The sequence below is a fragment of the Leptolinea tardivitalis genome (assembly GCF_001050275.1).
In the GTDB taxonomy this organism is placed as follows: domain Bacteria; phylum Chloroflexota; class Anaerolineae; order Anaerolineales; family Anaerolineaceae; genus Leptolinea; species Leptolinea tardivitalis.
Genome location: NZ_BBYA01000002.1, coordinates 104,117 through 124,662, shown reverse-complemented (window position 1 = coordinate 124,662; position 20,546 = coordinate 104,117). Strand labels below are relative to the sequence as shown.

Genomic DNA, 20,546 nt, shown 5'->3' with positions numbered 1-20,546 from the left:
TCTCAACGTTTCAACAGAGCATCCAATGCGCCCTGGTCATCAAACTGTGTACGATACCGTTCTATAAATTCTTCGCGGGTATATGTGTGATTCTGGGTTCCCCGCCGTTCAAGGCAGTATGTAGCTGCCAGGGAGCCCATCTGACCGCAGGTTTGCCAGTCTAGATTGAGCGTCAGGCCGCTCAGAAAACCTCCACGGAAGGCATCACCCACGCCGGTTGGATCAAGGATCTGGCTGGGTGGAAACACGGGAATGACATATTTCTTACCTTCTGCGAATACCAGCGCGCCATCTTTTCCCTGGGTAATCACCATGAACCGGACCTTCTTTAGGATATCGTTTGCTTTCATTTCGGTGGCATTTTGGAGCAATTCGAATTCATATTCATTACAGAAAAGACTGTCAGCGCCTTCAACGCCCTTTCGGAGAGTTTCCTTATCCATACGAACAATTTGCTGGCTGGGATCATACAGGTATGGAATTTTCAGTTTCTGGCATTCCACCGGATATTCCGCCATTGCTTCAGGGGAATTTGGCGAAATTACCACCAGGGAAATGTCTTTGATATTGGCATCCCGAATACGCAGTTCTGCTGCATTGGCCATGGCACCTGTATAGAAGCTGGCAATCTGAGCATTGGATTTATCCGTATTGGCAAAGAACGAAGCAGTATATTTACCAGGAATAACTTTTACATATTTAGTATCTACCCCGTGTTCTTCCAACCAGACACGGTATTCCTCAAAATCTTCACCAACTGTGGCCAATAGTCGGGGTTTTTCTCCCAATAAGGCCAGGTTATAGGCAATATTTGGTGCAACACCGCCGCGTTGCCTGACCATAGAATCAACAAGAAATGAGAGACTGATTGTCTCTAATTTTTCAGGAATGATGTGATCCCGGAAATACCCGGGGAAACTCATTAAGTAATCAAACGCAACTGACCCTGTGCAAAGAATGGTCATTTACAACCTCGCAAATTGAAAATGAGAAAAGTACATGCAAATACGCCCTCTTTGAGAGCGTACCATGCGGCGCAAGTATATCATGCATATCAGACAATAGTAGATAAAACAAGTAGTGTAAATTCATATCCAGATAATCTGTTACCATTATGTACTGTAAACCATAATACGCCATCATATTGATCTTTAATGCATATTCTGGAAAATCCAACAATGAAAAAAAATTTACTGATCCTTCTCAGTGCATTGATCCTTTCAACAATCGCCTGCAAAACATCGTCAAATCCGTTAAAACTTCTCTCCCTGCCGACAGAGACACCTTTCATCGTGCCGGCCGCACCGGTCGAAATTCCCACATCCACCCCTCTCCCTACTCCTACACCATTGCCCATTGTACGGCTTCATGAGGCAGATGATCTTTTGTTTCGCGGTGATTATGACCAGGCCCTGGCTCAATATAAATTCGCCTACACGCAGGCATCCGATGACGAAACCCGTGCCGCTGCCCTGTATGGACAGGGGTTGACCTACTATAAAAATGACGACTGGCAAAATGCCTCTGCCACACTCGGTACGCTAACAGCCGACTATTCAGATAGTCCGCGTGCGGCATTGGGCGAATTACTCCTGGGAGAGATCGCCGATACCCAGGAAAAGCCGGCGGAAGCAGTCATTCATTATCGTAAGTACCTTGACCGACGGCCAGGTGTTCTGGATTATTACGTTCAAGAAAAATTGGGAGACAGCCTTTTCTCTGCCGGAAATTACTCTGAAGCCATTAATGCCTATCTGGCGGCAGAAGCTGCACCCGGGCTGCAGACCAGCCCGATAGAAATCGATCTGAAAATTGCCAGATCACTGCGCGCCAGTGGGGATAACGAGAACACCATACGTCAATTGCAAACAATTTATGACAACCCGGCTTCAAACGAATATAACAAGTCTCAGGCCAATCTTCTCCTGGGTCAGATATATCTTGAAATGGGTGAAACGGAGCAGGCTTATGCCCGTTTTCAAGATTCAGTCAACAATTTTCCCAGGGCGTTCGATAGTTTTTCCGCCCTGTCTGCACTGATTGACGCAGGTGTCCAGGTCAATGAGTTACAACGTGGAACCATTGATTACAACATGCAAAAGTATTCGCTGGCTGTGGATGCCCTCACTCGTTATATTAAATCGTCCGATAAGCCCGATCCATCGGCTGTTTATTTGCGGGCACTCAGTTTACGGGAAATGCAACAATATGAAAATGCTGACCAGGATTTTGATACATTGATCGAGATTGCCCCCGGAACGGAGTACTTTGTCAAAGCATGGCAGGAAAAAGCCTACACACAGTGGGCGTACCTGGACCGTTTCCAGGCAGCCGCTGAAACCCTCCTTTCTTATGTCCGTCTGTATCCGACGGATTCCAATGCCCCCGATTTTCTTTTTGAAGCTGGACGTATCTATGAACGCGGCGAAATGTACCAGCAGGCAATTGATACCTGGGAACGGATCATTAACGAATATCCCACATATTCCGATTCCTACCGGGCTTTATTTCTTGCCGGCATCACCCGCTACCGTATCCTTGACTACGCCGGTGCACAGAACACTTTCCAACGCAGCCTTGTTCTGGCCACCACACCCACTGACCAGGCTTCTGCATCCTTCTGGATTGGTAAAACCCAGTTTGCCCAGAATGACAACACAGCCGCCCGAACATCATGGGAGACGACTGTACAGATAGACCCAACAGGGTATTACAGTGAACGTGCAAAATTGTTGCTCACTGACCAGCAGCCATTATCCGCCTCACCTTCCTATGACCTGGGTTATGACCTGTCTGGTGAACGGCCGGAAGCCGCTAACTGGGTGATCAAAACCTTCAACCTTCCTGCCGATACCGATCTTTCTTCGCCGGGGAACCTTTCTGCAGACCCACATTTTCAACGTGCACAGGAATTTCATGTATTGGGTTTATATAGTGAAGCCAGCCGTGAAATGTCTTCCCTGATATCTGGAGTGGAATCTGATCCGGCTGAATTATTCCGCCTCCTTGATCCACTCCTTGACCTCGGATTATATCGAACTGCAATTACAACCAGCCGGCAGATTCTAAATCTCGCCCAATTGAACGACGCTGCCACCTTGAAAGCACCGGTTTATTTCAACCATATCCGTTTTGGTGCCTACTTCCGCGAAGATGTCTTGAAGGCTGCTCAGAATGAAAACATCCATCCGTTCGTACTTTTCAGTGTTTTACGACAGGAGAGTATGTTCGAGGGGTTTGTCGAATCATCAGCTGGAGCACGCGGCATCATGCAAATCATGCCCGCTACCGGACAGGAAATATCCAGTGGAATGGGTTGGCCGGCAAATTATAAAAATGATGATCTCTTCCGCCCAATGGTCAGCATTCGGCTGGGTGCCCGTTACCTGGCCCGCCAGCGAGATTATTTTGGCGGTAATCTGATGGCAGCGCTGGCCGCGTATAATGCCGGACCGGGCAATACGGAAATCTGGTTCAATCTGGCCAATCAGGATACCGATCTGTTCCTTGAGATCATCCGTTATGAAGAAACCCGCCGTTATCTGACACAGATTGCTGAATTCAACGGTATCTATTCTCGTCTTTACGAAAGAATGCCTTAGATTACTCTAAAATGTGAAAACATCGTTTCAGAAAGAATGGCCTGAAAAGCCATTCTTTTTTTAGGTGAATTACATTCTAAATTGGTCTGACATTCGCCTAAAGCTTATACATAAAAATACCGATAGTAAAAGTGGAGGGCTTATGACTATATCAACGATAAACCCCACATCTGTTTCTTCCAGCGCGGTAACAACCAGCTCACCTCTTTCTAATCTGTCGGTAGAAAGCAAAGAGACCAATGAGCAGCGCACCCTGGAATCCAGTGATGGTTTTTCCGGCGTTTCATCGTTTGCCATGGCCATGCATCTGTCTGAATTAAGCCTGAGCAGCACGACCACCCAATTCACATACCGGTCAGATAATAGTCTGGCCATTCAGGCCAGAAGCCAGACCAACCTTAAAACCAGGACGGAAGAATACCGGTTCGATATTACGCTTTCAGCCGAATCAATGGGACTGACAAAAGAGGATTTTATCGATCCCACTAAACCGATGACCATCAAATTGATGTATTCACAATCTCAGTTGCAGATTTCTCAGAAACTGACCATCCAACAGGTCAAGACACTTCGAACTCCAGAAGAGATCATGCAAGACCTGGTAACTGCATTAAGAGATGTATTCCGGGATTCGGGAAATAAGTCGGTATCTTACGTTCTTGATTCTGAAGCCATAGAAGCATTGGCAAAAAGTGATCCCAAAATAGCCGAGCTCTTCTACCATCTGGTGACCATCATGGCCATGATTAACCTGATGAAAAAACAGGGTGAAGGTTCCAACGATTACACCATCTATCTGAGCGGTAAAGGGAAACCCTATTTGGACATACAGCAGGAAACGGAAGGCGAATTGACCAGCCAGACGTATGAATTCAATATCACTGTTGAGCCGCCTGCTGCCGTAAAAACTGCCGAACCTTTAGCTCAGTCTGAAAATGCTGAATTACCTGCCAACAAACAGACATAATTTCAGAATCTTTCCTGAAATGAATATAAACTGCACCCCTTTCTGTCGGTCTTATCGAACTTTTGGGGTGCAGTTCTTTTTTTCTACTGAAATGTTCCTTATATCAATAGACGGACTGGTTTTTCAAGGTAATCAGCCAACTTTTTCATGAACAATGCTGCCTCGGCTCCATCTGTTATCCTGTGATCGGCAGATAATGTGGCGTTCATGCGTGTACCGACTGTCAGATTACCATCAACCACCACAGGAGTCTGTCTCACGGAAGAGACAGCCAGAATGGCCGCTTCTGGTGGATTGATGATAGCGGTGAAATCCTGCACATCATACATCCCCAGATTACTTATTGAGAATGTGGAACCTTCAATATCCTCTGGTTTCATTTTTCCCGTCCGGGCCTTTTCAGCCAATGATTTGACCTCCGAAGAAATTTGTCTGAGTGGTTTTTGATCGGCATTCCGAATGACAACGGTCATCAATCCGCCGTCCAGAGCGACGGCAACACCGATGTTCACGGAACTATGTGGCAGAATGCCATCAGACACAAAGGAAGCATTGAGGTTAGGGAACGCACGAAGCGTCAAGGCAACCGCCCTTACAATAAAATCATTGACGGAAAGACGTTCTTCTTCTGACAACATCTCATTTATCTCCTTGCGGAGTTTCATCATGGGTCCCATATCGTACTCATGTGTCAGGTAAAAATGGGGCACCTGTTTAGCCTCGACCATCCGGCGGGCAATGACCGATCGTAACCGGGTTAATGGAATGACCTTGTCGGTGGAAGGGATGAATTCTTCCGCCGCTGGTTCAGGCAGACGAACAGGCGCCGATACACTACCTGCGGATATCACAGGTGGTTTAATCGGGGATGCGGGTGATATTGATTGTATGACCTTCTCAACATCTCTCCGCACAATCCGTCCATTCGGACCTGTTCCCAAAATACTATCCAGGGATATCCCGGATTTCTCCGCCACCCTTTTCGCCAGAGGTGAGGCTTTAATCCGGCTACCGTTATGACCGGGTGAAGATTTGTTTCCTGAAGCAACCGGCAAATCATGAATGCCACCTGCCGATTGGGGGGCGGCAGAGCTGGCTGGAGCCGCGTTATGGGTGATCGCAACTGCGCCATCCACTTGCTCTCCAGGAGCGGCAATAATAGCAATGGGTGTATTGACCGGAACAACACTTCCCTCTTCCACCAGATATTGATTCATTACCCCGGTGAAATTACTTTCCACTTCCACAGTGGCTTTATCCGTTTCGATTTCAGCCAGTACATCGCCCTTTGAAACACCAACTCCCAGGGGTTTTACCCAGCGAACCAGGGTACCTTCAGCCATATCAAAACCGAGTTTGGGCATAATCACCGTATCAGCCATCAGAGCACCTCATGAACAGCCCTGACAACCCATTCAGGCTTCGGCAGGGCAAGTTGTTCCAGATTCTGGTTGTATGGCAGGGGAACTTCGAGCTGTGCCACACGTTGAATGGGTGCATCCAGATCATCAAATGCTTCTTCATAAATTCGAGACGCCACTTCTGCACCCACCCCGAAAGATTTCCAGCCTTCTTCCACAATGACAACACGATTGGTTTTCTTAACGGATTCCAGAATAGGTTCCATATCCAGCGGACGAAGCGTCCGCAAATCAACAATTTCAGCTTCAACACCATCGGCTGCCAGCTGGTCGGCTGCCTTTTGACTGATATCCAGCATCTTGCTGTATGTCACAATCGTCACATGCTTGCCAGGGCGTTGGATGACAGATTTGCCGATCGGGATCAGGTAATCACCTTCTGGCACCTCCCCCCGAAGCTGGTACAGGGTGGCATGCTCAATGAACATTACCGGGTCATCACTGCGAATGGCGGCTTTTAATAATCCTTTGGCATCGGCTGCTGATCCCGGAGCCACAACTTTTAAGCCGGGAAAATGAGCAAATATGGCGTCCGGTGTTTGAGAATGGGTGGCACCCAGTTGACGGCCGCCTCCTCCCACTGTTCGAATAACCAGCGGCAAAACGAATTGGCCGTTGAACATGTAGTGCAGCTTGGCGGCTTCATTGACGATATGTTCCATGGCGGAAAATGCAAAATTGATCGTCATTAATTCCGCCACCGGACGCAGTCCGGTTAATGCAGCACCAATCGCTCCACCCACAATGGCTGCCTCGGCAATTGGTGTATCTTTAACTCGTTTGGGGCCAAAATGATCATAGAATCCTTTCGTAACGGCATAAGTTCCGCCCCAGACACCCACCTCTTCACCTATGATGAAGACTTTCGGATCAGCTTCCATTTCCTCCCACAATGCCTGGGAGATGGCTTCTCTGACTGTTATCTTAGCCATTCATTCCTACCTATTCGACATAAATATGGTCAAACAAGCTATCCGGTGCTGGCTCCGGACTCTGTTCTGCAAATTCCACGGCTTCTTTGATTTCTTCTTCCGCCTGTGTTTCAATTTCATTCAATTCATCACGCGATGCCATGGAAGTATTGACCAGATACTCGCCATAAATACAGATCGGGTCATTCTCCTGCCATTTTTGAACCTCATCAGGTTTGCGGTAACGTTCCGGATCACCCATGGAATGCCCTCGAAATCGATACGTGGAGATTTCCAGAAAGTACGGGCCGTTGCCCCCGCGAACCAGATCAATGGCATTCTGAGCTGCTTCGCGTACTTTAATGAGATCCATCCCATCCACCTTACTGTGCGGAATACCAAAACCCCTGGCTTTTTGTTGAATAGATGAAACAGCCGAAGCCCGGTTGACAGCCGTTCCCATGCCGTACAGGTTGTTCTCACAGACCCAGAGAACGGGTAAATGCCAGACTTTGGAAAGGTTTATGGCTTCATGGAAGTATCCGATGTTGGTGGCGCCATCGCCAAACATGCAGATGGTAACGCCCCCGGTTTCTTGATACTGGTCACCAATGGCCAGTCCGGCGGCTATGGGCAGGTGTGCCCCAACAATGGCATGACCTCCCCAGAAATTCCGATTCACATCGGCCATGTGCATGGATCCGCCCCTTCCTCCGGCCACACCGGTAGCCTTTCCCAGTAATTCAGCCATCACCTCACGGGCGGGAATTCCACAATTAATGGCCACACCATGATCGCGGTACGCTGTTATAACGCGGTCTTCCGGCCGCCTGGTGGAGATTAACCCGGTACTGACGGCTTCTTGCCCGATATATAAATGCAGGAAACCGCCAATTTTTCCCTGCTGGTAGAGTTCAGCAGATTTCTCTTCCAGCCGTCGTATAACAACCATTTGCCTGTATAGTTCCAGATAATCCTGTTTTTCCACACCAAACCTCTTTCAAGGTAGATAGAATAATTTATATGACATTTTTCATAATAATTGTAATATTTCATGCACCCAAGTACAGTTTTTTGTAGCAGGTTATTTTTCAAATAGTCTGAATAGAAGAAAAAAAAGGAATGTCGTATAATTGCTAATGTCAAAACAAAACGTGATGACCGGGAAGAGTAATCGGACAATCACCATTACAGAGAGAGAATCGGAAGCTGAAAAGGTTCTCATGTTGACCCGACGAAAACCACCCGCGAGCGGAAACCTGAATGGATCTATTCCATGTATGGTGAACGGATGACTCCGTTATCAGTCAACAAAGATGGTCAATCAAAGACTAATCTGGGTGGAACCGCGTGAGTTTTTACTCCCGCCCCAGTTTTGGGCGGGAGTGTTTGTTTAATTATTTCGGAGGAAGAATGATCGATAAGAAGGCAGAATACGAATCATCTAAGCTGTACCGCATCCGGCATTCCACAGCCCACATCATGGCGCAGGCTGTGCTGGAAAAATTCCCTGAAGGAAAGGTTGCCATCGGCCCGGCAATTGATGACGGTTTTTATTATGACTTTGATCTCCCTCGCGCTTTGACCCCCGAAGATCTGGAAAGTATCGAGAAACGAATGCGCGGGATCATCCAATCGAAAGTCAAATTCGAACGGAAAGTGGTCAGCGCGGATGAAGCCAAGAAAGTGTTTCATGATCAACCTTTCAAGCTGGAACTGATCGCCGGATTGGAAGAGGGCAAGGAAGATGAAGACGGCAATCCCATTCTCGAGAAACCTGAAATCTCCCTTTACAGTCAGGGAGCCTTCACCGACCTTTGCCGCGGGCCTCATGTGGATAACTCTTCAGAGATTAATCCCCAGGCCATCAAACTCCTGTCAGTTGCCGGTGCCTACTGGCGCGGGGATGAAAAACGCCCCATGCTGCAACGTATTTACGGAACAGCCTGGACTACTCCAGATGAGTTGAAGGATTACCTGTGGCGCATGGAAGAAGCTAAAAGACGCGACCATCGGAAAATTGGCCATGACCTCGACCTGTTCAGCATTGTGGAAGAGGTAGGCGCAGGATTGATCCTCTGGCACCCGAAGGGTGGCAAGATCCGCAAGTTGATCGAAAATTTCTGGACACAGGAACATGAAGCCAACGGGTATGATTTTGTATTTACCCCGCATATCGGTAAAGCGCAGTTGTGGGAAACCAGCGGTCATCTCGGTTTCTACAAAGAGAATATGTACTCCCCGGTTGATATCGAAGGCCAGCAATACTTCCTCAAGCCCATGAACTGCCCCTTCCACATTCATATCTATAAAAGCTCCCTGCGGTCATATCGTGAACTACCCATTCGGTATGCCGAGGAAGGGACTGTGTATCGGTATGAGCGTTCCGGCGTCATGCACGGTCTGATGCGGGTTCGCGGCTTTACTCAGGATGATGCCCACCACTTCTGCCGGCCTGATCAGATGCCCGGTGAAATTGATTTCGTTCTTGGATTCAGCCTGCACATTTTGCGCAGCTTCGGGTTCAAAGACATTCAGGCATATTTAAGTACGAAACCGGAGAAATCAGTGGGTAACCCGGAACAATGGACAGCCGCCGAAAAAGCTCTGGAAGATTCCCTGAAACGGGAAGGAATTGATTATCAGGTAGATAAAGGCGGCGGCGCCTTCTACGGTCCCAAAATTGACCTGAAGGTTAAAGATGCCATCGGACGTGAATGGCAGCTTTCTACCATTCAGTTTGACTTCAACCTGCCCGAACGGTTCGACCTGAATTATATTGGCGAAGACGGCCTGCCTCACCGGCCGTATATGGTCCACCGCGCACTGCTGGGCAGCCTGGAACGCTTCTTTGGAGTATTGATCGAACATTATGCCGGAGCATTCCCCGTGTGGCTGTCTCCCATCCAGGCAACACTGATTCCCATTGCTGACCGACACATCGATTATGCCTATAAGGTAGCCGGTGACTTGAAAAAAGCCGGCATCCGAGTCAACGTTGATGAGCGGCCCGAACGTATGAATGCCAAAATCCGTGATGCTCAGAACCAGAAAATTCCATACATGCTGGTCATAGGTGATAAGGAAATGGAAAACAATGAAGTCGCCCTGCGGCTGCGGAATAATGAAAATCCTGGACCAATGTCAGTAACCGCGTTCATTGAACAGGCCAAAGACGATATAGAAAAGAAAATTTAGGTTGATGCATTGAGGAGGAAGAATAAACTTCCTCCTCTTTTTTATTCAAGCGATTAAACATGGTAAACTGCGAAAACTTAAATTATTCTAATCACAATATACTGGTAATAATAATACATATAATCATATAACGTACTATAATATTAGTATCTTTAATTTTGAAAGGAAAACACATCATGGCATTAAAAAAAGTAGAAATATCGGCAACTCAGAAAGACGGATATACTATCGAGGTCAAATCAAGACAGCATGTCAGTATTGTTGATCAACCTCAAGCCGGTGGCGGAAAAGATTTGGGCCCCACCCCTCTTGAGTATTTATTCGTTTCGCTTTCCGGTTGCATTATCACCATTGGTCACATTGTTGCCCGGCAGCAGAATTTACCGATTCGCAATATTTCTGTCAGAGTTGAAGGCGATCTGAATACAGATATTTTGATGGGTAAGAGCACTGAAACACGCCCTGGTTTTTCTGGTATCAAGGTAATCACCACCATTGATGGTGATATGACAAAAGAAGAAAAGGAAAAATTCCTGCACCTTGTGGATTCCCGCTGCCCGATCTCAGATAATATCGCCAACATCACTCCCATCGAGCTGGTAGTTGAATAGATAATGGGATTAAGGATTAATATTGTGGATGATCAGATTGGAGAATCTGAAATGACAAAACCAACGGCGGAAGAACTCGTCGGCCGCAGATTACATGCCTTGCGTGTTAATCAGGGTTTGTCGTTAAAGGCTCTTGCTGATATCAGTAAATTAAATATCAACACGTTGAGCCTGATAGAGAATGGAAAGATTTCTCCATCCGTCAGTACACTTCAACAATTATCCACAGCATTAAAGACACCAATCACCAGTTTTTTTGAGGTGTCACCTGTTTCAAAACAAATTGTATTTACCCGGTGTACCGATCGTTCGCAAAACCAGGCCGATAATATACAAATGGCCAGCCTGGGGAAGAATTTCGTAAACAATGCTGTCCAACCCTTTGAAATTACGTTGGATGCAGGATCAAATATTGGTGATTGTCCGGTAGTCCATACGGGCAATGAATTTGTCTATTGCCTTAAGGGATGTGTTTTATATCGGGTCAACGGAGAGGATTTCACGCTCGAGACAGGTGACAGCTTGCTATTTCAGGCTCACCTGCCTCACTGTTGGAAGAATCCCGGAAATGAACCGGCAAAATTGTTGCTTGTCATTATTCCCACAGATACGCGGGAAGAATTGGGCGGCCGGCATTTTTCTTCAATAAGTAACGAAAGAATTAAGGAGATAAACATGAAAATTGCAGTTGTTTCAGATGACGGCCAAAATTTGAGCCAGCACTTTGGCCGGGCTCCCTACTATATTGTTTTCTCCATCCAAGAAGGCAAAATTACAGGAAAAGAAATTCGCGAGAAAATGGGCCATAACCAATTTGCCGCTGAACACAATCACGAACATGATCATGGCCAACATCACGGATTGGATGATGCCTCACACGGCAAACATGCCACTATGGCTCAAGCTATCGCCGATTGTGAAGTCTTGATCTGCGGTGGCATGGGGATGGGTGCCTATGAAAGCATGCGGCGTTTGAATATTCAACCATTTGTCACGGACTCAACTGACCCAGAAACTGCTGTAAAGTCATATCTTGAAGGGAAACTGGTTGATCATATCGAAAAACTCCACTAAGGTTCTCTTTAAAAACACTTCTGAAACAACCTTCAGAAGTGTTTTTTTTGCCAGAAATAGCCTTACCTCTTCTCGATGTTGAGTGTAAAATCATGTGCCGTCATTTAATCAGCCATTCCAACATCGGGGAGGTAACCCATGATCAATATTTACAAGACCACCGAGAATGGCATTGAACAGTTCAATGAATTGATAAACAACTGCTGGATCAAGGTCACAGATCCAACGCCAGAGGAGATCAATCATCTGGTCGCCATGGATATTCCCCGTGACTTTATCACTTATCCTCTGGATATTGATGAGCTTTCTCGTTCAGAACGTGAAGATGACGGAACGCTGCTCATTATTGTTCGCATCCCGATTTTCCAGGGGAAGACATCGGATATTCCCTATTCCACTATTCCACTTGGAATTATTGTCAGCAATAAATACATCGTCACCATCACCCGGCAATCCTACGCATTGTTGGACGATTTTGCTGCCGGGAAAATGCGCGGTTTCTCCACCGGAAAACGCTATCGCTTTATTCTGCGCCTGCTCTTGAATGTTGCCAACAACTATCTGGTTTTTTTGCGCGAGATCAATAAACTAACCGAACAGGTGGAAGACCGGCTTCAAAGTTCCATTAAAAACAAAGAAGTAATGGAATTATTGAAATATCAGAAATCCCTGGTTTATTTCACTCAGGGTATCCGGTCGAATGAAGTACTCATGGAACGTCTTCAGCGTATGAAGCTCTTCACCCAGTATGAAGAAGATGAAGATCTGCTTGAAGATGTGATCACAGAAAACCAGCAAGCCATCAGCATGACGGAGATCAGCACCAACATTATGAGTTCCATGGTGGATGCCTTTGCCACGATCGTTTCGAACAACGTAAATGATGTGATGAAATTCCTGGCGTCCATGACCATTGTATTGAGTATCCCGTCTATTGTGGTCGGTTTCTTCGGGATGAACGTACCTCTCCCGATGTCCGACCATCCCTATGCCTATATCGGTGTGATCCTGCTCTTTGTCATTTTGATGGCATTCGTGGTATACGCGTTTCTTAAGCGGGATTGGTTTTGAATCAGTTTCAGGCAATAAATCTACCAATAAATTATCAAAAAATCTTAGTTGAAAAAAAGGAGCACATCCGAAATGGATGTGCTCCTTTTGTTATCTTTGTTCCCGAAAAAAGACCGGATTACTTGTCGGTGTTTTCGGCGCCGGAAGAGAATTTCAACGCGGCGTGGGCGGCAGCCAGGCGGGCAACCGGAACGCGGAACGGAGAGCATGAAACGTAGTTGTTTCCGATCATGTGGCAGAACTCGATGGAGTTCGGATCGCCACCATGTTCACCGCAGATACCCACTTCCAGTTCGGGGCGGGCTTTGCGGCCGTCTTCCACAGCCAGACGCATCAGGCGGCCAACGCCGTCGCGGTCGAGGGTCTGGAAGGGATTCTTCGGTAGAATGCCCTGTTCAACGTAGGTGATCAGGAAGTTGCGTTCGGCATCGTCACGGCTGTAGCCGAAGGTCATCTGAGTCAGGTCATTGGTACCGAAGGAGAAGAATTCAGCCAGACCGGCAATTTCATTGGCGGTGACAGCGGCGCGCGGAATTTCGATCATGGTACCGAATTTGTAGGAGAAGTTGACTTTCTTCTCTTCCATAACGGCTTTAGCAATGCGTTCCAACCGCGGCTGGATCCATTTCAGTTCATTCACATGGCCGGTCAGCGGGATCATCACTTCCGGTTTCGGTTTGTAACCTTCGAGGGCTACATTGGCAGCGGCTTCGAAGATGGCGCGAACCTGCATTTCAACGATTTCAGGCATGGCGATGCTCAAGCGGACACCGCGCAGACCCATCATGGGGTTGGATTCGTGCAGGGATTCAACCGCGTGCAGCATCTTTTCGGCGGCAGCGATTTCTTTGGTGTCGCCCTTGCCCAGGGTGTAACCGGCCAGGTTGGCGATGCGCTGGGTGATGATCTTGTCCTGCAATTCTTCAGCAGCAGGCAGGAACTCATGCAGCGGCGGGTCAATCAAGCGGATGATTACCGGGTAGCCGTTCTTGTCTTTTTCATTGTCGACCATGGCGCGGAACAGGCCTTCGAAATCACTGCGCTGTGAAGGCAGCAGTTCATTCAAAGCAGCGGTGCGTTCTTCGCTTGTAGGAGCCAGAATCATGCGCTGTACAATCGGCAGACGTTCAGGTTCGAAGAACATGTGCTCAGTCCGGCAGAGGCCGATACCAACAGCACCGTAAGAACGGGCGCGGCGGGCATCTTTCGGGTAATCGGCATTGGCCCAAACCTGCAGACCGCGTTTCGGACCGGTAACGCCCAATTTAGCGCGAACATCCGGGCGGGCGCAGATTTCATCAGCCCAGTTCAAGATGGTGAGCAGTTCTTTCTGTTCTTCCAGAGACGGGCTGAAAGATTTGATCTTGCCCAGGAAGACTTCGCCGGTAGTGCCGTCAACGGAGATCCATTCACCTTCTTTGACCACTTTGCCATCAACTACCATCTGACGTTTATCAAGGTCGATTTTGATGGCGGAGGCACCGACAACACAGGGAACACCAAACTGGCGGGCAACAACGGCAGCATGGGAGGTGGCGCCGCCTTCAGAAGTCAAAATACCTTTTGCAGCGAGCATACCATGAACATCATCTGGTTTTGTAAACGGACGAACCATGATGGTGTCCTGTTTTTCTTCTTTGGACATCTTTTCGGTCAGATCGGCATCAAAGTAGACCTGGCCAACGGCGGAACCGGGAGAAGCGTTCACACCGGAAGCATAGAAGCGGCCTTCCTTCTTGGCCACTTTCTTGTCCTCCTGGTCAAACTGCGGGTGCAGCATGGAGTCAACGTTATCTGTGGTTATGCGCAAAACAGCTTCTTCTTTGGTGATCAGGCCTTCGTTGACCATGTCATAGGCAATCTTGATGGCGGCAGCAGCAGTGCGTTTGCCATCGCGTGTCTGAAGCATCCACAGGCGTCCACGCTCAATAGTGAATTCCATATCCTGCATGTTTTTGTAGTGTTTTTCAAGCGTATCGCAGATCGTCAGGAATTGATCATAAGCGGGTTTCAAGTCTTTGCCGAGGTTTTCAATTTTTTCTGTGTTGCGAATACCAGCCACAACATCTTCACCCTGGGCATTCAACAGGTAATCACCGTACAGTTTGCGTTCGCCGGTGGCAGGGTTACGTGTAAAAGCAACACCGGTACCGGAGTCATTGCCCATATTACCGAAGACCATGGTCACAATGTTGACAGCGGTTCCGAGGTCATCGGGAATATTGGTGGCGCGACGGTAGTCTACAGCGCGTTTACCGTTCCAGGATTTAAACACGGCTTCGGTAGCCAGACGCAGTTGTTCGAGAACATCCTGGGGAAATTCTTTCTTATGAGCTTTTGTGACAGCTTTGAATTTCTCAACAAGTTCTTTTAAAGCGGCGGCATCCAGGTCAGTATCAACCTTGGCGCCCTTTTCTTTCTTCATCTCATCCAAAACATCTTCAAATGCTTCATCGGGCAGACCAAGCACGACAGAACCGAACATCTGGATCAATCGGCGGTAGGAATCATACACAAAGCGTTCGTTCTTTGTAAGTGCAACCATGCCTTTAGCGGTTTCATCATTCAAACCGATATTGAGCACAGTATCCATCATACCCGGCATGGAGAATTTGGCGCCAGATCGGCAGGAAACCAACAAAGGATTTGTGGCATCGCCGAATTTCTTTCCAGATGCTTTTTCGATAGCTTTCAAGGCTTCCATCATCTGATCCCACTGACCTTCAGGGAACTTTCCAGTAGGTTGGTAGGCATTGCAGGCTTCGGTGGTGACGGTGAAGAAGGGTGGAACCGGCAGTTTAATCCTGGTCATTTCAGCCAGGTTGGCGCCTTTGCCACCCAGCAAACCGCGAACTTTATCCCAACTTCCACCGCAATATTTTTCGGCCTGTTCAACTTCGTCGAACAGATAAACCCATTTCTTTTGAACCATGTGTGCCTCCTGAGAATTAACAATTAATGCAATTTTTGGGAAAATCGCAATATTCGCTTTAAAACATGGATTCTACCACAATGGAAGAATGTTCTTCAAAAGAATCGTTTGCCGTACTGTAAAGAAGTTGAAAGGTACGATTTTCAACATCTGCCGGATAATATGGATAAGAGTTTTTGGAGGATTTTGTGCGTATTCTGATCATTGATGATGATCCCGCTTCAACTGAACTAATCCGTATCCTTCTGGCCAGTTTTCCCGCTGAAGTTATTTCCACCAACCTGCCGGCCGAAGGAATTGATCTGGCCAAAAAATTGAAACCCGATTTGATTTTGCTTGACCTGTGGATGCCTGAAATGGATGGACGCCAGGTTTGCAAAGCCATTCGGCGCTCCAGTTCTGTTCCCATATTAATCCTTTCTGCCCTTGATTCGCCGGAAACCATTGCAGAAGTCCTGGATGCCGGAGCTGATGATTATCTTATCAAACCGGTGTCTCAGAATATCTTGCATGCCTATATTAAAAAATTCTTACGGGTACAGCAAACCAGCCCGTTAATCATTTCACAAGCAGCCATCTAAAGAATATAAAAATAGTAGAATTAGTGGAAAAAGGAGTGCCGATCGTGCAAACCTGTTCCATTTGTCATACTCAAGTACCCGATTCTGTAGATGTTTGCCCTGCCTGCAAGGCAGATCTTTCCACATTATCTGAACAGGCAGCTGCCTTGAAGAAATACCGCAGTAATCCCAGAGTCCAATCTTTACGTGTTGCCGTAGCTGCAGATTGCTGCCCGGCCTGCCGAAAACTGGAAGGAACCTACTCAAAAGAAGATGTTCCAATTCTTCCAGCAAAGGGATGTTCCCATGAAAACGGATGCCGTTGTTTTTATGAACCAATCCTGAATGAAATCTACCCCTGACGGAAGGGTAAATGTCAATTTACTGTTAATTGACCTGCTTCCAGAGAAAGAATTCTTCCATCATTACCTTGAAAATCCAGTACAAGCCTGAATTCACCGGTTGATGGTGGTGTAATCTCACTATTTGTTGTTATCTTTTCTCCGGATTTCACTACTATATCGGGCAGACTGATTTGAGCAACCGGTTTGGCTTGCACAATTCCATCCGTTTGAACCGGATACAATCTCAGATAAAGGTGATTGACAGTCAATTCGCCCAATCCGCCATTTGTGAGATCCAACACAACACGTATATCTTCACCGGGGGCACCTGTCAGGCTCATTCTATTAATTATGGCAGGGAAAGTCGGCAATCCAGTATACCGGTAAAACCTTATTTTCTCCTTTTCTCCATCAGAAAATGTACCTGTCCAATTCCCGGCCTGCCCGGTGATTTTCCATAATTCTGGACCGGTTACCCGGCCTGCCGGACGAAAAGATACAACCCCGAATTCCCTTTCTGAAGATTGCAAGTTCGGTGTGATCGAATCGACCACCCCTAGAGCGGGGTTATTTTTTTCACCAAATATGACAATATCTCCTGGCAGCACACCATTCGGATCAACTTCAACAAGGGAGCCGGCGATATCCGTTATCCCCGGAACAAGAGGCTGGCTGTTGACTGGCTGGAGGACTTCACTGATAAATCCAGATGGTGATAAAGGAAAACCATCCAGTGATCCCTGTGAATTTGCCGCAAGACCTAATTGTGCCCAGCGATTTGCCCGGTTGACCATTCTCTCGCGCATTTTCGCTGGATCAGCGGCTTTATAAAAAATCGCCTTCGCATAACCCCGGGGAACAAGAAAAGTCGATTCGTCTGCATTGAAACACGATCCCACTACCCCTAATGGACTGGCATTGACACCCCAGTTGGCGCTGAGCAGATGAACCTGTATGTACGGATTGTTCTCTTTTTCAGTGACCTCAGCACCGAGAACAACACCGATATGCCCTGCCCAAACATCAACAGGTACTGGAACCAGATGTTCCATTCCATCCCAGGTTTGCACCGTCACAACCTGTGCTCCACCTTTTAATACCAACAGATCTCCTGTTTGTGGTAATTCCTCTGCTGGCCGTTCCATGAATCCCTGGTAATCCATCCACGTTTTTCCTGATGAATCAGGTACAGACAGGGATGAGGCAGTCCAATACTCTCCAGGGATCTGTTTGATTCCCAGGAAATTCAAGACAAATATGACACACTGGCACCAATCCGCCTCATGGGGATGCAGGGAAATGGTCGGAAACCAGCTAGAAACCAACAGGTGGCAAATTAGAAACACACGAGCAAGAATAAGAGTCGGAGTCATTACAATACCAGTGGAATAAACTTGAAAATACCATCAATTGCTTGAATGGGGGATAACCGTATAATACTCATATCAAAAGGAGTATACATGACCATCGAACAACAGGAAATAAAACATTCACCGTGGTCTCTCTCTCAGGTTTCTCTATGGATACTTATCCCGCTGGTTCTGGGAATCTTGATTTCCCTGCTTATCCCGCGGCCTGCCGTAGGCGTGATCTATCTGAGTGATGCGATCTACTACTATTCAGCCCATGACATCATCCAGCAATTAACAGCCGCTCGGAATTCTGCTGAAATTCGAGCTGTGGTCATCGTAATGAATTCACCTGGAGGAACCGTAACAGATACAGAATCTGTTTATCGCGAAATTATCGCCTTAAAACAACAGAAACCAGTTGTTACCGTCATTGAAGGTATGGCTGCCAGCGGTGGATACTACGCCGCCAGTGCCACAGATTATATTTTCGCCAAGGCCAGCTCTGAAATAGGCAATATTGGGGTAATCGGAACACAACCCGATAAACCGGCAGTCTATGAAGATATTTATTCAACTGGCCCTTATAAGATCTGGGGGATGCCTCGTGATTCATTTTCCCGTGAACTGGAAATGCTCAAACAGGGTTTTCTTCAGGCAGTAAAACTTGGACGCGGAGATCGATTGAAATTATCAGATGAGACCATTCTGCGCGGTGAGATTTATTCCGGTGGAGATGCCTTACGTGCCGGTTTAATTGATGCTCTTGGTTCACAAAGTGAAGCCGAAGCCAAAGCCGCTCAAATGGCTGGAATTCGACATTACACAGTCAAGGATATGTTTGATGTTGCCGGTCTGAAAGAGACAGTTGTAGCGCCAATGGGCTTTTTCAGAAAAGATTCCGATGGCAATATTTCCTCTTACCCGGCAAAAGCTGGTTTGTACCTGTTATACATCCCCGGTCTGGGAGATAACCAATGACACGCTCAAAACTATTTACGGCATTAATCTGTCTGCTTCTCCCTGGCCTATTGACTATTGGTTGGTTTTACTCAAACGTACCCAATACCCAATCCTCGAATTTGCCAGATTACCCCACCATTGATATTCCTCAACCACCAGTCTCCACGCTCATACCCCGAGCCACTCCTCCAGCTGTTCCCTCTACTACCATATTGTTTGATATGAGCCATTCCAATATGGCAACCCTTTCTGAGATTGACCCGTTCATCCGTTTCATTGAAGCAAAAGGTGGTGAAATCAGGGTAACCGAAAATGAATTCGATCTGGCTCAATTATTAAAATCGGCCAACGCCTATGTTACATTGGCACCAATTCAGGGATTTTCGGGGGCCGATATTACCGCTATTAAAGAATTTGTATATCGCGGGGGGAAGCTCATTGTTTCTGCGGATCCTACGCGAAATGTTATGTCAACAGAAAATCCAACAACAGGATATGCCCGCGGTTTCACAAGTGTGGAAGTTTCAAATATTCTTCTGGAACCTTTTGATATTTCAATCGCCGATGACTACCTGTACGATATGTCGAGCAATGAGGGAAATTTCCGAAATGTGATATTCAAAGAATTTGAAGATAATGACCTGACTCAAGATATCAATCAATTAGTGATTTATGGCGGACATTCAGTAACTTCCAATGGAAATTCCCTTGCCACAAATAATGAAACCACCTTCTCCTCAGCCACAGATCAATCTGGCAAGTTCTCGCCATTTGCCCTGGTGAAATACGGTCAGGGTAGTGTGCTGGCCATTGGAGATTTCAGCTTGTTGACATCACAGTATATCTATTCAGCTGATAATCAGGTTTTTGCAAACAATCTGGCTGACTTTATTACCCAACCTCTGCGGTCAAAGACTCTGGCCGATTTTCCACGGTTGTTCTCAGGAAAAATCCTCATACAACCTGTTAAAAAGATGGATGTGGATGGTGAATTTTTGACCGTGGTTTCCAAACTGGAATCATTGTTGGATGCCCGTGAAGGTGATTTGACCATCTCCAGAGAAGATAAATCATCTGTTGATCGGATCATTCTTTCGACTTTTGATTCAAAAGACAACCCGGAAGACATTATTAAGGCATTAAAACTCAACCTCAAACCTGAACCTGTAGAAACCGCAAGTAGTACACCAGTATCCACCCTGAAAGCAACATTGGAGACTACACGTACTCCGTTGCCAGAAGAAACAGTGGAAGAACCGGGAGGTAATGAAGAGTTCGCAACAGAAGTACCGACAGAACTTAAAGTTTCAGGGTCTGAGATTGAGGTTCCCGGAATGGGGCGATTAGCCTCTTCTGAACTCGGATTGGTAGGTCTGGTTCATGAAAAAGACCGGACAACCTTAATCATCATGGCAGAAACCCCTGAAAAAACCCGTGGTTTCGTAAAAGAGATTGCGTTGAATCAATTGACCGGTTGTTTTGTTTTCGGAAATGTGGCTGCCTGTAAAGTGACCGGCAGCGACCTCGAACCCAAGGGATAAAT

At 47.0% G+C, this 20,546-nt stretch carries 16 protein-coding genes and 1 other annotated feature; of the genes, 10 read left to right on the top strand and 6 right to left on the bottom strand.

Annotated features, from left to right (window positions below; translation table 11 throughout):
- Positions 1-2: 2 nt before the first annotated feature.
- Complete coding sequence (locus tag LTAR_RS01960) at positions 3-965, bottom strand: carbohydrate kinase family protein (protein WP_062420482.1); 963 nt, start codon at positions 963-965, stop codon at positions 3-5.
- 213 nt (positions 966-1,178) lie between these two features.
- Here LTAR_RS01960 and LTAR_RS01955 point away from each other — a divergent pair, with 213 nt between their 5' ends.
- Both LTAR_RS01955 and LTAR_RS01950 read left to right on the top strand, forming a co-directional pair.
- Entirely contained in the window at positions 1,179-3,602 is a 2,424-nt protein-coding gene (locus LTAR_RS01955) for a lytic transglycosylase domain-containing protein (protein ID WP_062420481.1), read from the top strand.
- A gap of 142 nt (positions 3,603-3,744) precedes the next feature.
- The gene (locus tag LTAR_RS01950; protein WP_062420480.1) at positions 3,745-4,569 is read left to right on the top strand and encodes a hypothetical protein; all 825 of its coding nucleotides are present in this window, start codon (positions 3,745-3,747) and stop codon (positions 4,567-4,569) included.
- 98 nt (positions 4,570-4,667) lie between these two features.
- Here the strand turns inward: LTAR_RS01950 and LTAR_RS01945 are convergent, their stop codons facing one another.
- Genes LTAR_RS01945 through pdhA form a run of 3 tightly spaced genes read right to left on the bottom strand, consistent with a single transcriptional unit; the run spans position 4,668 to position 7,889 of the window.
- A complete protein-coding gene (locus LTAR_RS01945) occupies positions 4,668-5,951 on the bottom strand; it encodes a dihydrolipoamide acetyltransferase family protein (protein WP_062420479.1) in 1,284 nt (427 codons plus the stop codon).
- The gene (locus tag LTAR_RS01940; protein ID WP_062420478.1) at positions 5,951-6,922 is read right to left on the bottom strand and encodes an alpha-ketoacid dehydrogenase subunit beta; all 972 of its coding nucleotides are present in this window, start codon (positions 6,920-6,922) and stop codon (positions 5,951-5,953) included. The genes LTAR_RS01945 and LTAR_RS01940 overlap by 1 nt, the downstream gene beginning before the upstream one ends.
- 10 nt (positions 6,923-6,932) lie before the next feature.
- Complete coding sequence (pdhA, locus tag LTAR_RS01935) at positions 6,933-7,889, bottom strand: pyruvate dehydrogenase (acetyl-transferring) E1 component subunit alpha (RefSeq protein ID WP_062420477.1); 957 nt, start codon at positions 7,887-7,889, stop codon at positions 6,933-6,935.
- 160 nt (positions 7,890-8,049) lie between these two features.
- Positions 8,050-8,276 (top strand) — a binding site (T-box leader).
- A gap of 38 nt (positions 8,277-8,314) precedes the next feature.
- Here pdhA and thrS point away from each other — a divergent pair.
- The 4 genes from thrS (at position 8,315) to LTAR_RS01915 (ending at position 12,855) form a co-directional block, all read left to right on the top strand.
- Complete coding sequence (gene thrS, locus LTAR_RS01930) at positions 8,315-10,099, top strand: threonine--tRNA ligase (protein ID WP_062420475.1); 1,785 nt, start codon at positions 8,315-8,317, stop codon at positions 10,097-10,099.
- 176 nt (positions 10,100-10,275) lie between these two features.
- Complete coding sequence (locus LTAR_RS01925; protein WP_062420474.1) at positions 10,276-10,710, top strand: OsmC family protein; 435 nt, start codon at positions 10,276-10,278, stop codon at positions 10,708-10,710.
- 51 nt (positions 10,711-10,761) lie between these two features.
- Positions 10,762-11,784, top strand: a complete 1,023-nt coding sequence (locus tag LTAR_RS01920) for a NifB/NifX family molybdenum-iron cluster-binding protein (protein WP_158423376.1) — start codon at positions 10,762-10,764, stop codon at positions 11,782-11,784.
- 138 nt (positions 11,785-11,922) lie between these two features.
- Positions 11,923-12,855, top strand: coding sequence for a magnesium transporter CorA family protein (locus LTAR_RS01915; RefSeq protein WP_062420471.1), 933 nt, complete (start codon positions 11,923-11,925; stop codon positions 12,853-12,855).
- A 118-nt stretch (positions 12,856-12,973) separates the two neighbouring features.
- Here the strand turns inward: LTAR_RS01915 and ppdK are convergent, their stop codons facing one another.
- Complete coding sequence (gene ppdK / locus LTAR_RS01910) at positions 12,974-15,787, bottom strand: pyruvate, phosphate dikinase (protein ID WP_081419749.1); 2,814 nt, start codon at positions 15,785-15,787, stop codon at positions 12,974-12,976.
- Positions 15,788-15,975: 188 nt separating this feature from the next.
- On the opposite strand from ppdK, the gene LTAR_RS01905 reads away from it, so the two are divergent.
- Both LTAR_RS01905 and LTAR_RS01900 read left to right on the top strand, forming a co-directional pair.
- The gene (locus LTAR_RS01905) at positions 15,976-16,368 is read left to right on the top strand and encodes a response regulator transcription factor (RefSeq protein ID WP_062420469.1); all 393 of its coding nucleotides are present in this window, start codon (positions 15,976-15,978) and stop codon (positions 16,366-16,368) included.
- Between the two features lie 35 nt (positions 16,369-16,403).
- Positions 16,404-16,709, top strand: coding sequence for a hypothetical protein (locus LTAR_RS01900; RefSeq protein WP_062420467.1), 306 nt, complete (start codon positions 16,404-16,406; stop codon positions 16,707-16,709).
- A 14-nt stretch (positions 16,710-16,723) separates the two neighbouring features.
- Here LTAR_RS01900 and LTAR_RS01895 read toward each other — a convergent pair whose 3' ends face one another.
- Positions 16,724-18,064 carry a hypothetical protein gene (locus LTAR_RS01895; protein ID WP_062420466.1) on the bottom strand — a complete coding sequence of 447 codons (1,341 nt, stop codon included), beginning with the start codon at positions 18,062-18,064 and terminating at the stop codon, positions 16,724-16,726.
- Between the two features lie 87 nt (positions 18,065-18,151).
- Between LTAR_RS01895 and LTAR_RS01890 the strand changes: the two genes are divergently transcribed.
- Positions 18,152-19,021: a S49 family peptidase gene (locus LTAR_RS01890; protein ID WP_062420464.1), complete on the top strand. Its 870-nt coding sequence runs from the start codon at positions 18,152-18,154 to the stop codon at positions 19,019-19,021.
- Positions 19,018-20,544, top strand: a complete 1,527-nt coding sequence (locus tag LTAR_RS01885) for a DUF4350 domain-containing protein (protein WP_062420462.1) — start codon at positions 19,018-19,020, stop codon at positions 20,542-20,544. Before LTAR_RS01890 ends, LTAR_RS01885 begins: the two co-directional genes overlap by 4 nt.
- Positions 20,545-20,546: the final 2 nt, after the last annotated feature.